11 protein-coding genes and 3 pseudogenes are annotated in these 13,503 nt (G+C 40.6%); 2 read left to right on the top strand and 12 right to left on the bottom strand.

The window, feature by feature from the left end; genetic code table 11:
- Positions 1 to 144: 144 nt before the first annotated feature.
- Positions 145 to 369: pseudogene (locus H1P_RS23485) on the top strand (IS701 family transposase); the annotation flags it as partial.
- Between the two features lie 19 nt (positions 370 to 388).
- Here H1P_RS23485 and H1P_RS23480 read toward each other — a convergent pair.
- The 11 genes and pseudogenes from H1P_RS23480 to H1P_RS23430 all read right to left on the bottom strand — a co-directional run.
- A pseudogene (locus H1P_RS23480) lies at positions 389 to 634 on the bottom strand (transposase); the annotation flags it as partial.
- 380 nt (positions 635 to 1,014) lie between these two features.
- The gene (locus H1P_RS23475; protein ID WP_222427194.1) at positions 1,015 to 3,546 is read right to left on the bottom strand and encodes a VgrG-related protein; all 2,532 of its coding nucleotides are present in this window, start codon (positions 3,544 to 3,546) and stop codon (positions 1,015 to 1,017) included.
- A 344-nt stretch (positions 3,547 to 3,890) separates the two neighbouring features.
- Positions 3,891 to 4,391 (bottom strand): CIS tube protein, encoded by a 501-nt coding sequence (locus H1P_RS23470; protein WP_144871913.1) that lies wholly within the window; start codon positions 4,389 to 4,391, stop codon positions 3,891 to 3,893.
- Between the two features lie 34 nt (positions 4,392 to 4,425).
- Positions 4,426 to 4,794, bottom strand: coding sequence for a DUF3450 domain-containing protein (locus H1P_RS23465; protein WP_144871911.1), 369 nt, complete (start codon positions 4,792 to 4,794; stop codon positions 4,426 to 4,428).
- A 187-nt stretch (positions 4,795 to 4,981) separates the two neighbouring features.
- Positions 4,982 to 5,497: a phage tail protein gene (locus tag H1P_RS23460; RefSeq protein ID WP_144871909.1), complete on the bottom strand. Its 516-nt coding sequence runs from the start codon at positions 5,495 to 5,497 to the stop codon at positions 4,982 to 4,984.
- Between the two features lie 4 nt (positions 5,498 to 5,501).
- Positions 5,502 to 5,687, bottom strand: a complete 186-nt coding sequence (locus H1P_RS23455; protein ID WP_144871907.1) for a hypothetical protein — start codon at positions 5,685 to 5,687, stop codon at positions 5,502 to 5,504.
- Positions 5,688 to 5,968: 281 nt separating this feature from the next.
- Positions 5,969 to 6,985 carry a hypothetical protein gene (locus tag H1P_RS23450; protein ID WP_144871905.1) on the bottom strand — a complete coding sequence of 339 codons (1,017 nt, stop codon included), beginning with the start codon at positions 6,983 to 6,985 and terminating at the stop codon, positions 5,969 to 5,971.
- A gap of 98 nt (positions 6,986 to 7,083) precedes the next feature.
- Positions 7,084 to 8,271, bottom strand: a complete 1,188-nt coding sequence (locus H1P_RS23445; RefSeq protein WP_144871902.1) for a DUF4159 domain-containing protein — start codon at positions 8,269 to 8,271, stop codon at positions 7,084 to 7,086.
- Positions 8,272 to 8,433: 162 nt separating this feature from the next.
- Positions 8,434 to 9,573, bottom strand: a complete 1,140-nt coding sequence (locus H1P_RS23440; protein WP_222427193.1) for a phage tail protein — start codon at positions 9,571 to 9,573, stop codon at positions 8,434 to 8,436.
- 12 nt (positions 9,574 to 9,585) lie between these two features.
- A complete protein-coding gene (locus H1P_RS23435) occupies positions 9,586 to 11,790 on the bottom strand; it encodes a putative baseplate assembly protein (RefSeq protein ID WP_144871900.1) in 2,205 nt (734 codons plus the stop codon).
- The gene (locus H1P_RS23430; RefSeq protein ID WP_144871898.1) at positions 11,780 to 12,202 is read right to left on the bottom strand and encodes a GPW/gp25 family protein; all 423 of its coding nucleotides are present in this window, start codon (positions 12,200 to 12,202) and stop codon (positions 11,780 to 11,782) included. Before H1P_RS23430 ends, H1P_RS23435 begins: the two co-directional genes overlap by 11 nt.
- 172 nt (positions 12,203 to 12,374) lie before the next feature.
- Between H1P_RS23430 and H1P_RS23425 the strand changes: the two genes are divergently transcribed.
- Positions 12,375 to 12,647, top strand: a complete 273-nt coding sequence (locus H1P_RS23425) for a transposase (RefSeq protein WP_186376104.1) — start codon at positions 12,375 to 12,377, stop codon at positions 12,645 to 12,647.
- Positions 12,648 to 12,951: 304 nt separating this feature from the next.
- On the opposite strand, the pseudogene H1P_RS23420 reads toward H1P_RS23425, so the two are convergent.
- A pseudogene (locus H1P_RS23420) lies at positions 12,952 to 13,380 on the bottom strand (ISKra4 family transposase); the annotation flags it as partial.
- Positions 13,381 to 13,503: the final 123 nt, after the last annotated feature.

Here is a 13,503-nt window from a genome sequence, read left to right as displayed (position 1 = left end):
CTAATTCTTCTTTATTACTAGGATTACATAACTTAATTGATAGCATTAATCAATTTCCCACACTGCTTCTTTCTGGATAAATCACCTTATTTCGTAATCTTTTAATTCGGAAAGTGACAGAAGAGGGTTAGAGGAGAAAAAGGTTTACAAAGACATTTTATTCTCGTCTTTTGTGCTTATACTTTTATCCTTTGGCACAAGCTAACTGGAGGATTAAGACGGCGTTGGGCTAATAAACCGATTACAACATTTCCTGAAGCTTTGGAGGCGTTTCGTACTGCTATGTCTTTTCGTTTTGTTAATTGGTTGAACCAGAATAGGAATGTGTTTATCGCTTATAAAGCTAGTTTGGGTTTTGTTTGGGCTTGATTTTTGTTTAAGTCCCGTTAATAATTAATGAGCCTAATGCTACACGGAAACTTTTGGCTGGTGCGCCCATTTGTTCAGAAAAAAGTGTCGCATATTCTTGTTCAAACTCTGACCATGGTATCAATTTCGCCATGATTACAAGGGGCTGTCTCCTGGGGAAACCCCAGGAGCTTGTAAGCCCCGCCCAACGGTTGTCTTTTGACAACCCTTCCTCTAACTCAAAGTTGTCACATGAGTCAATCGATTTCTCTGCTTTTCGATACACAGCTTCCTTATCTCTGCAAGGGTTTTGAAGTATTTTACCTATTTTCCTTGCAGATAAGTCAACTTTTTTCTCCGAAACCCCTTTTATGTCAGTATTTCACTATTATTCAGCAAGCCCTCATTAAGCTAAAACTCACAACAAATAATAATCGACTTACAATATCAGCAAAAGGCTTACAAACAGAAATTGTCGGCTCGGATTATTTGCAAATAATTACTTTTTTCAAAAGAAAACTTATTTAGAATTTAATCAAACAATATTTGTTCGATTAAAACCCAGAAATAAAAGAATAAACATTCAGTTAATACCATCCTTAGAATACCGTTAGGAAGTGAAATCGCTGAAGCCGTCATTATGACCCTTTAATTCACGGATTGTGGTTATATGCCGTAAGTAACCACCCCTAGCAATGAAATATTTGTAGCCTTAAGAGACATTTTACCAGCTGCCGTTAAATTCATTATCCCACCTGCAGTGACATTGACAGCCTTACCTGCAGTGACATTGGCAGCACCACCTGCAGTGACATTGACAGCACCACCTGCGTTGATATTGACAGCACCACCACTACCAATATTAACGGCTGTCGCTCCGTTTACATTAATTGTCCCTGTGGTACGAAGGGCAACATTCATGCCAAGGTCGCGAAGGGTTAGGGATTGTCCCATTTTAGTTTTAACGCTAATAGTCTTGCTTGTATCATTCAAGGTCACTTTATTTCTACCTGACGTTTTAATTTCGATCTTTTTTGACCTACGTTTGTCGTCCATACGGATGCTGTGCTTACCCTTGGTTTTAATTTCTATAAATTTCTGACTATCGTTGATGTCGATACGATGTCCGCCCTTAGTTTTAATGTAGATTCCTGCTTTAGATTTCCCGTGGTCTTCCTCGACAAATTGAATGGTATGCCCTGTACGGGTTTTAATGGTACGTAGCCTTACTTTGCCATTCTTAACTGTATCGGCAACCGTTTCTACCGTTTTGTCTTTGCCATTCCAGACACCCCCCACTATGTATGGTCGATGAATATCCCCGTGTTCAAAACCGACAAGCACTTCATCATTAATTTCTGGTAAGCAATAAAATCCTCTTTGATTAGCTGCCCCTAAGCCTACTACTCTAGCCCAATGGCTTTCATGATCCATGGTCAAAGTGGGAAATTTTACTTTAACGCGACCCCAACCTTTTGGGTCTTTATTCTTAGTTACTAGACCTACTAAAAGAGTTTGACCAGGTTGCAAATGGGTTTTAGGCTGCAATGTAGAAAACAAGCTGCCTTCTCTAAGTCCTCGAACTACAAAGCTAGTTGTGTAGTTCCCATGAACGTAACGGTGACAAGTTCCTGTTATATAGTATTTACCGCTATAGCGAGTTCCCAGTTTTGCTAGTTCAACTACTTTTCCTGGTCGAATTTCAGGGTTTCCTACAGCTTTAGCATCAGCATTGACAAACTCTCCGCCTAACTCATTACAAAGTGCCTGAGCCATTTGTTTTGCTTCTTTTGCGGTTTCTACAGGTTGATCAACCACAATCATCTTAGGAGGCTGTTTCATTTTAAACTTTTGAGCAGTGCTGCTTCCATTGCCATTTCCCGTTTCTGTAACCAATTGTTCTTTAGTGGCAGTTTCTGAGATTAACTTTTTCTGAGTGTAATCCCAGCTATTAACCTGGACTGAACTAACTTGTTCGGCACTGGTAACTCTGACATCAAAGCTTGTAATATCTTCAAGCCATTCCAGCTTTAGTGAACCGTCACTTTTGGGCTTGCGAAAGTAAACCTTATTGTCCTGCACAAAGAGTTCAAACCCTATTTTGGCAGCGCGCTCCCGTAGAAACTCCATATGAGTCTGATTTTCTTGACAAACATATTCATGGACGACACCACTTGCATCTAACTTACCGATACTAATTCTTGCTTGTTGAGCTACACGTCTTACAATATCCGTATCCGTAGAGTTTAGGAAAGACTGATTGTAGCGACCCCGATATAGCCGATGGGAAACGTCATAGCCACGTACAACGATGTGTGCCTCAGATTTGCGAGTAAAATCGACTTCAATACCTGTAATTTCTGCATCGATTAACCGATTCTCTTTTTTAATCTCCTGAAAGTCATTATCTTCTGTAGTACCAGCCTCAAATCCAATGGAAATGCGATCGCCGATATTAAAATACTTTTGATGTCTCCAGGGTTCAGCGTTCTCACTTGCTTCAACCTCAGTATTATGAATTTTAAGCATAAACATACTTGGCATATGTAAGCTTTCATCCACCACAATTTCCAGAATGTCTTTCATTAGTTCTGGTGATGCGGGAGTACCATTTAGTTTGAGTATCGGCTTGTTTAAATAAAGGTTTTGGCTATTTTGAGTGGAACTCTTGCGACCTTTACTAGCTTGATTAGAAGATGGGATTAATGTTTTACTAGCAGACCCTGTTGCAGGTGGATTTCCTCCTGGTAGATTACTAGGATCGACTTCTTGAAGTCCAATATTAACCATCGCTTTAACTGGAGTACCATCAGGCAAAAAGAGGGTGAGTTGATAGTTCAAACTCGTTATAACGCAATGAAAATAACTATCGTTCCAGGTCAAGATATAGACAGGCGGACGAGATCGCTCGTCGCTACGAGCCGTTACACCCAATTTAATATTGTCAATATATTCCTTGAGAACAGATTTCTTTGTTTCGTAGGTATCAAACAACAGATTCTGTAATGTAAACGAATAGGGTTCTACTCCAGAGAAATTAACCTTTGGTAATAAAGTAGTTCCTCGGTTGCCTACGTCATAATTCCAATTTATTTGCCGAGTAAAATCAAGTTCTGAGGGATTAAACATGAACTCAATGTCTTTGGCTTGTCCACTAGGGTCACTATGAACTATTAGCTTGGCTTTTTCAACTTTCATTGCTTTTTCCTCAATCCTTTTAGTTTAAGTATCGGTTTGTTTAAATAAAGGTTTTGGTTATTTTGGGTAGATTTGTTGCGACCATTTTTTGAATTCAAAATTCAAAATTCAGAATTTAAAAGAGTTCACAAGTAATAAGTAGCACCTCTTCATATCAAGGTAGAGGATTCAAATAATGACAACGCGGGTTTTTATTCGTTTTTCAAGAAGGAAAAAAAGAAACACGTGCAGCACATCTTTATTACAAGCCTCTTGCGTTCTTCTGGAGGTTAATGGGCGAATTGATAATTAATAATTTTGAATTGGAGCAAAGCGACGAGACCTCAATCGGCTCGATGAGAAGATTAAATTAATTTTTTACTAGCAGCTTTTGTTGTCGGTGCTTTTCCTCCCGACATATTTTGAGGATCGACTTCTTGAAGTCCAATATTAACCATCGCTTTAACTGGAGTTCCATCAGGCAAAAAGAGGGTAAGTCGATAGTTTAAACTCGTCATAACACAGTGAAAGTAACTATCGTGCCAAGTCAAGATATAAACTGGCGGACGAGTACGTTTACTGCTACGAGCCGTTGCACCCTTTTTTATATTGTTAATGTATTCTTTGATAACAGATTTCTTGGTTTCGTAAGTATCAAATAACAAGTTCTGTAGTGTAAACGAATAGGGTTCTACTCCAGAGAAATTAACCTTTGGCAATAAAGTAGTTCCTCGGTTGCCTACGTCATAATCCCAATTTACTTGCCGAGTAAAATCAAGTTGTGATGGATTAAACATGAACTTAATATCTTTGGCTTGTCCACTAGGGTCACTATGAACTATTAGCTTGGCTTTTTCAATTTTCATGACTTTTTTCCTCAACTCTTTCAATACACTAAAATTACCAGGCTAAAAAACCTACAGAACGCCCTCTTCGCTCGCGCTCCCACACTGAACGATGATGTAAAAGCTGCTCGATTTCTTGAGCTAAGTGTTCTATTACATCTGTTGAGTGCAAATGTTGATACAAAAGCTGCTCGATTTCTTGAGCTAAGCGTTCTATTACATCTGCTGAGTATAAATGTTGGGACAAAAGCTGCTCGATTTCTTGAGCTATGTCTTTCTGTACATCTGTTAAGTGTGAATTTTCTTGCCATAGTTGCTCGATTTCTCGAGCTATGTTTTTCTGTACATCTGTTGAGTGTAAAAGAGCTTGGCATAGGTGCTTAATTTCCTCCGCTAAAGAAGTAGGGGGGTTAATGTCGGTCACGGTCAAACTCCAATTAATATTTATCTTTCTTCAGTGAAAAGACTTCTTTTACTTTAGGAGAGGATGATCCTCGTAAGAAGTACCCGCAGGGCATTGGATAAGGAGAATGAAGTTTTTTCTTTAAATTGGGAGAGGTATGAAACCCCGCACCATTAGCGTCCCTTCTTCCTTCTTTCTTCTTCCTTCATCACTTCCAAGCACTTTCAGCAAAATATCCCGTCCCATCCCTAGAGACTTCATCGCCACCAGCCGACTGCTTGCCCATTTTTAAACCCTCGAAGGCTAAAGTTAATTCTTCAACAGCAACCATATTGCCCTCAGCTTCTAAACTAGGGATTTGCCAACCCACTGGAATAGCACCGATTAGACACCAGCTTTTCATAATTTCCCCACCTTGGTTAAATGTCAGAATATTAACGTTACGTCGCTTTGTTTTTCCTTCAAATAATTCGCCTAACCATGCTGAAAAGGCACTATCGTCAGTCATACCCCGCTTTAGGGTGATATCTGAAAAACAGGTTTGTCCTAGGCTAATTCTTTGCTGCTCGTTTACGCCACCCTCGTGATATACCTCTTTTTGCACTTCGATACTGATGCCCGAACATTCTGAAAATGAGGCAACTATATTTGTGCCGATTTCTATATAGAATCGGTTAGTTGTGACGTAGTTCTTAACTTTAGAATTGGATTTTTGCGTAGTCATTTTATTATCTTCCTCTACAAGAGTTACCGATTCTCTCTTTTTTAATTTTGAGATTTTTGTCAAGTCGTTCGTAAACGCGATCGCATAATTGATCCATTAACATCTGATTATTAAGATACAGTCGATCTAACTGTGTCAGACGGTTATGCTCAATAGAAGCCGAGCTTGTACGATTAAAGTTTTGGGTCATGGATATTGCTAAATTATTGGTAAGCGTTAACTTCTCAAAGACAGGCTCAAACGACCTGATAGGGCTATTTCTCTGAATGAGTTCATGTTAGGGTAAATTATGAAACACTAAAATAGACAAACGTCGTATTTTAAATTAAACCTTGTCCACATAGAAAACCGTAGTTTTTGAATTAGCAATGAAACAACTTAGACGGCAAAACATAATTGCTACTTGCTACTTGCTACTTGCTACTTACGAATAGTTAACCTAAAAACTCTTTGTTTCAAACTGGATGCGGTTTAAAACTGCTTCCAACTTTGAATTAGCCTCTGGGCATCTTGAAATAAGTAGCTCATTGCCGAAATTTGTTCGGCTTCGGCGATCGCTTTACGAAATTTACCGTTTCTAGCTAACTCTTTAGCAAAATTAAGTCTACAAAGATCCAACTCTCGCAGTTTTTTCTGATATTGTTCCGAGCCAAGCTGCTCATTTGAAGTAACGGTGTTATAAGTAGAACGATTGAGGGAATTTGAAGATGGCTGTTCTAAAGTCTTCTCCCTACTACCTAAAAGAAGACGCGATTGTGGTTGCTTAAAGCCAATTTTTCTCCAGATTGAATTTAAAAATCGTCTTGTAATACTTATAGAGCGAGAGATAGGTGAACTTGATGTCCCAAAAATATTCCGAGACATATTCCGAGACATATTCCGAAACACATTCCGAAACATACTTGGATGAAATAGTCGAAAGTTTCCTCGATTTTCTCGCACTATTGTCGATATTAATGGTTGCGAAAAATTTTGTCTCCTCGATTGTCGATCTAAATTAGTAGATAATGGCGACTTTGCTCGATTGACCTTTTGCTCTGCTGAACTATGAATTGAATTATGAATGGGTGAGTCTGAGTACTGAACAACAGTCCGATCTGCTCGGTTTTGAATGACAGAATCTGAATGTTGTACAACGGTGTTATCATTTTCTACTTGAGAAATAGGATTTGCTACTTGTGCAATGGTCATATCTTCAGAAGTTTGAACAACGGTATTGTCATTTTCTACTTGAGAAACAGGATTTGCTACTTGTGCAATGGTCATATCTTGAGAGGTTTGAACAACGGTATTATCATTTTCTAGTTGGTGGTCAATGTTCATGTCTTTAGAAGTTTGTGTTGATTGAGTTTTTATTAAGTGAGATTCAGGCTGTGACGATATGCGATCTAGGGCTAGCCAAGCCGTTTCGCGATCGCTAACTACCTCTTCAGGTGCTTCTGGTAATGTTTGCTTGGTAGGAACGCCATCGTTAGGTAAATTGTTCATAGTTTTTGAATGTATAGGTTTTATCATTTATCAATGTTCAATGTTTAATGGTCAACTCGCGCGTTCCTTAGATGATTAAAAATCATCAGGGTCGCTCGTCAATGTTCAGACTGCAAATTGATTGTCTGTTTGCGTTTCCAGGCAAAATGTAGAATATTTATTCCTAACTCTTGAGCGGTTCTAATTTCAGTTCGCGATCGCTGTAATTGTTCATCTAATCCCCACGATCCGCCTATGTTGCCGATTGCTAGAATAATTCCCCCACCAGAAAAGAGTTGAATTTTAGTTCCATCGACTGTTGGTAGCGCAGAAAATAGAAACGGCTTGATCCGTAAGGGATGATCGCGACGGGCTTCTTGTAGAGACTTCAGTGGTGTTTTTAAATATTGAGCGATCGCCTGAACCGATTGAATTAGTTCTGTACTCTTAGCGGGAGCATCGACTAGCAAAGTCCCCCCTGATTTTAAGTAGTTTTCAAGCTTAGATAATTGATGATTGTTTAGGGATAAACCCTGATGCCCAGTCAAATACAGCAGTTCGTAAGGATATATATCTTCATCCCAAGTAACTTGAGCAACAGTTTCTGCACCTTTTAAAGATGGATAAATATCTTCAACAGCGCGTAGTAAATAAGTGAGATTGAAAAAATTTCGGCTACAGTCTTCATCATCAGAATTGATTTGAGCAATTTGAACCAAACCTTGAGGTTTTGCCTGTGCTTGACGGCGATAACGTAAGTCTAAGTCACCGTATCCTGGAAAAAAGATATCGGTAGGTGTGCAAAGCAATTTCTGCTCAGACGATCGCAATAGAACGCGACAAAGCTCCACATCTGAACGATTGGGGGGACGACTTTTCTCGTCAATTCTAAAAGTTTCCTGTACAATTTCGCGATCGGAGCTTTCCCCTAAGCGATCTGGGTCTCGATACTGAGCTACTAAATAAACAGTAACGGGTTCGGAATCCTTTAGCTCAGTTGCAATCCGAAAATTGATTTGCTGAGGCACTATAATCGGATTTCCTTCTAGATCGATAGCAATTCCTGGCTGAATCTGTACCCAACGATTATCTCGATATTGAGCAGCAACTTCTTCTGGGGCTGGAATTACTCGTACTCCTAACCCACAAACAATCCCTGGCTGATTAATTGATTGATAGTGAAGATTTTGACGTTTGCGCTGATAGTCATGGGCGCGTTGCCAACGTTCGGCAGTTAGAAGTAAGCCATCTCTAACTTGTTGACGCTCCATAGGGGCGATCGCTGGATTGGGAAAAGGATAGGTCATCAGAATATCTCCAATTAAATATACTAATTCGGTTAAATAAGTTTTAGGTGAATGCCTAACAAAAGTTTGTTTTTATCTAGTGGACATGGGCGTAAATCAAGCAACCGTCAAATAACTTGTCAGAGCGGATAAATCAATACTTATTACTTACGCGAAGCGGTACTAATCTGTCTCTATGCGAAGGCTGTAGGAGCAAAACGCAGGTTTTTCCCGATCGATTATTCGCCGTATAAGCTGCTCATCAATAGGGCTGTTTGGCTGGATGCGTAAGCGCACGTCGAAGTGATAAGCCTTACCACCACCGATAATTGCATCTTCTCCTATATGAGCCAATCCAAATAAACATCCTTGACCAAAGGGTTCAGTAATGGCGATCGCTTTATCTTCTTCGCGCTCAACGTGTTCGTCGAGGGGTAAACCTGTATATAAATGTAGATAAAATCGAAGTCCTTTACGGGTTCCGCGATAGCGATAAATTTCTACGGCGCGTCGAATTAACCGTCTTTGATAAGTTAAATCAAGCTCCACATCAATTGACCAGTCTACCCAATGAGCTAGAAACGGCAGAAGTGCTTGAGGTGCAGTCAGCGGGTCTAGATGCGCCCACATTGAAGTGAAGCTATTTACTACTGGATCGAACGCTTGCTCAAAAATCTTAATGAAGCGATGAATGTAATCAACTTCTTGATAAACTGTTGGCAGAAAAGTAGTATAGGTACTCCTTGGTCGAACATTTAGTTCAAAATTAGATTCTTGAATCGGATGTGAACTCGATCCTTGATTCGCGTTCTGGTTAGCATAAATCGACAGACAACCTCGAAAGTCAAGTTTATTTTCCTTATTCTGCTGAAGGGTATCTTGTCCCTCAAAAAAATCATCAGGAATCAGAAACCATAAGTCAATATGTCTACTTTTCTTGGCAGCTACTTCCAGGGTTACACTGTTGATCGCAGCTTCCATCGAAGTATCTGACGTTTGCGCCACTGATTTTCGTAGGTCTATCCCGAATTGAGGTGCGTTCTCAACATCCGTCTGTAGCTGACACCATTTTAAAGGGAATGCTCCCTCCAGCTTTAAAGTGAAATGCTGAGGTTGAGACTCCCAGTTTTTAATTTCAAGGGCAACTTGACAGAGTTCACCTGGATGAACCACAATCTTAGGTTGCTGTTGTAAATCTCCTGTAGCTTCCCCAAGCACGCGATCGCGCAGTGCCGAACCTTTGCCGAGATCGTTCTTAGAGGCAGTGGTTTGGGGAATGTGCATCGGAGAAATATGAAGACTGACCGATTTGGAGGTAAGCATTGACACCATATCCTAAATCCTCATTGCAGATTGTTCTGTCAGAATATTCACACTATGTCCAGTGCGGGCTTGCGGATCAGCCCAAGAGCAGAGTAAACCTAATGAACCAGGGTCTATATAGCTTACAGGCGTTGTTTGTCTGTGCCAAGATTCCCCATTTTTTTGAATAGGAAACAGTAGGATAGCCCCTAAATATTGAATTCCTGCTATTTGCTGAAGGACAACCATTATGTCTGATGGATAAAGAGGGCGACCAAATGCCCAGCCTGTCATATCTGAACCACCAGTTAGAGGGTTGAGGTAGCGATAGAGGGCGACTTTGACTTTATGGATAATCTCTGCCTGTGCGCTTGGGTTGTTGTAAGCAGGCTCTAAAGTTATTTCAGCTTGAACCGATACGCCAACATAGTTGGGCTGCTGTAGCTGCACCTGAATACCCAGCAAACGTCTTTCATTTAGATAGTTCAAGACGAGATCGCGTAGAGCCGAATTCAAATCGAAGTTATCAGGAGCAATCCCGCGTCCAAGATCGATAAGATCGGTATTAGCTTGAGGCACAACGCACACGCTAACGCTCCCAGCAGTTTGATTGGCGGACGTCGGTAAAGTTAATGCACGGGCAATTGCCCCGCCACTGCCTTTGAGAGTTAAGACTTCAAAATCTGCTGCGGTGACGGCTCGATCTTGCGAGCGCAGTATCTGCGGTACTTTTAAGACGGCTTTTTCAAGAGACTCTGCATCAGCACCGTTAACGGCAGCATGATGATTGGTCACGTAGTCTACATAAGGAATTGCCGTCTTCATAAATCTCAGGGTGTTCGCCTGTACGTTTCCCTGTTTACCACCCCCAGTACGATAGGTAAACATAATTTCAGCACCACGAGGAGGAATTGCTCCATACTGTTGCTCAACTATTTGCTCATGCAGGTTTTGATCAGATAATTGCTCTGCTGGCGGTGCTTGCTGTAAAGAGGCACGAGCTTGAGTTCGCTTTTTCAGGGTTTGGGGTTCGCGAATCAAAGGTCCAAACTGAATAGTACCCGTCAATGCATCAACAACATAATGGAGATCGTGAGGTTTTGATTCAGCAAAGTCTTCAACCTTCTGCCAGGTTTCGGCAGGTTTCCCCAGAGGAAGAATAAGCAGTTGCTCTTCTCCCAAGCTTTCTAGAATGGGGGCAGTCTCAACTTCAAAGCTCTGTCCTGGTTTCCCGTTGCTGATTCCTAATATTTCCTCTTCTACCAGAACCCATTGACTAGCCTGCACCGCCCCACCAACCGAACGCATAGCTATTGTTTTGATCCGAGGAGAAGTTGCATATCCTGGCTGACGGTGACTAGATTCGTTAAGGGTGCAGCGAATCCAATGACCTTTATAGCCGTCAAAACTACCTACAGGCAAACGTTCGGGCAGATGCAAAGTTACATCACCACTCTGCTCGAAGCTATCATCTCCCGTATTTTCATCAAAGCTAAAGCCATTAGTGGTGTCGTCTGCTTCCTGTAAAAGTACCTCGATCCATGATTCACCGTCCCAGGCTGACCAACTACGGGGAGGATGCTTGGGATTTATACCTGTAGGCGTTCCTGACGCTCCCGTAAAGGCGATCGCCAACACCTTTCCTGATAAACTGGTATTAGGTTCAATTACGAGATAAAAGCTATTGCCAAACTGCGGTTTTTGGGGAAATAGTTCAAACTCTTGAGTTACTGCAAGACCATCATGTTGATGATGCCATTGCTCTGTGCGATCAAGAAGCGATCGAGGAGTATCACCCGCATCTGATGCCGATAGTATATGTTTTATAGTTGGTTGAGCGATTACTAGATCTCGATCCGTAGTAAAAATGATGGCTTCCTGGGTTTCAGTACGCTCTGTTGCCACTTCTGTTCCGCATGGGATGGTGTATTCTAGCAAATGAGTGCTGAGATAAAAAGTCAGCCTGACTTGAGCTGGAGTCGGCGGCTGTAGACGAATTCCCAACAGTTCTAGAAAAGCTACATAGTTTTTGCGGGGAATCTGATTGAACCGCATCAGCATCTGATCGGTTAGCCAAGCAAATAGCTCGACCAAGGTAATACCAGGATCGCTAACATTGTGGTCAGTCCACTCTGGACAATAGCGGGGAATACGCAACAGGCATTCTTCTAATAAATCGTCAAAGTTGCGATCGTCCAGTCGAGAACTGGGAAGTTGAGGTAAAAAGTCAAAGTTCATTATTCTCCACCTCTGAGACTAAATAGAATGGGTAAACAAAACTGTAGGGATCGGGACAAGACTTGAGACGGTAGTCAACAACAATGTCAACGCGCCCAGCAGTGTCGGGATTTGCACGAACTTCATCAACCTCAATTCGAGGCTCCCATGTTTGTAGTGCTTCAAGTACGTAAAGCCTAATTTTGAGTAAAGTATCTTTATTTAAGGGGGCAAAAGTTAGTTCTGACAGGCGACAGCCAAAGTCAGGGCGGTAAACACGTTCGCCTAGATCGGTTCGCAAAATTAACCAGATTGATTCTTTGACTTTCTGAGCTTCAGCACTTAGCTTGAGTCCTCCCTGTACATTGGTTTGCAATGGAAAAGATAGACCAGTACCTAAATACTTTTGCTGCTCGTTTGTGAGGTTAACCATGTTCATTGTTCTCAAACTTCGCGATATGAGTTTAGGATATCTGGCGAACTAAAAAATTCTATTAGCCAAAGGTCTATATGCTTAGAAACAGGCTAAAAGTTTACTATAAATGCACCCTAACTGGACTTTCGGAATTCGAGTGGCAAAAATAAGCTACAATAATCAATGAGTGTTGCTTTTACTTAAATCAATTTTGCGATCGCTCTCCATAAAAGAAATAACTCTTGAAGCCTTACCTCCTTGTTTCGAGAAGTGGTGTGTCGAGTTTGATGATTTATGGCAAACTAAAGGTCAGAAAAAAGGATTTCGTTATTATTTAGCTGGACTATTAGGGGAAAGTAAACGTAAAAATATTTCTCAAATTACTGACAATATAGTCGGTTCTTCCTATCATAATATCCACCACTTTATTAGCGAATCTAAATGGTCAGTAGAAAAGATATAGCAATTCCTACAGTCATGAGGTAGAGTAGCAACAATGAGTAAACCAATTACGAATATCACTTTTTGTGACTTTAAGCATGGCATCTGTAATGGGAGCATCCCATTTTGGTAAAAAGAAAAATAAGAAAGATTCTTAATTCGCGAGTAATACTCGCGAATTAAATAATAAGTGTTGTTTGAAAGCACATCAACTGACTACCATAGAAAGGTAGATTTTGGCAGAGACAAAAAGGGAGCAGGTCAAAGATGCAAGAACAAGAATACTACTAAGCAAAAATAGTATTATTTAGATAAGCCCTAAAGGATTAGCTTCGCGTCACGCATCGATGTTTAAGAACTTGCGGTACGTTTTCGAGATTCCATTGCGCTCCTGAAATTTTCAATCTTCTATCTATTTGTTTAACGGTGGATTCAACTGCCCCTGAAGCGATCGCACAAATGTTTTCAGCTTGATAATAACCGTAATTGACAATACGATGACGATGATTTTCTAAATACGTACAAAAATTATGTGCTTGTTTCTTTTTTAAAGAAGAAAACAATTCCAAAGTATCGTCTACCTTACCTTGCCACAAGAGGGTTTTCCCTTGATAGATACGTTTCCATGAACCGCCAACCTTGTAAAGATTTTCGGCTAAATGAAACCAATCTAAAATCTCTCTGGTTTCTCCTTGAGGGTTAAATTTTGCCATCAAATTCCAAATCCCTGAGTGACCATCTCCAATGCAAGTTATACGAAATCCTGTTTAGAAAACCAGGTTTAAATTAAATATCAGATAACCAATAGTAATTCGTTAAATCTCTAATTTCTTTAGTCATTTCATTTAAAACATTGCAACGTTTAACTAGAATTTCTT

The sequence above is a fragment of the Hyella patelloides LEGE 07179 genome (assembly GCF_900659865.1).
Lineage (GTDB): Bacteria > Cyanobacteriota > Cyanobacteriia > Cyanobacteriales > Xenococcaceae > Hyella > Hyella patelloides.
Note: the sequence above shows the minus strand (reverse complement) of the source record. Positions and strands in the feature narration are given on the sequence as shown.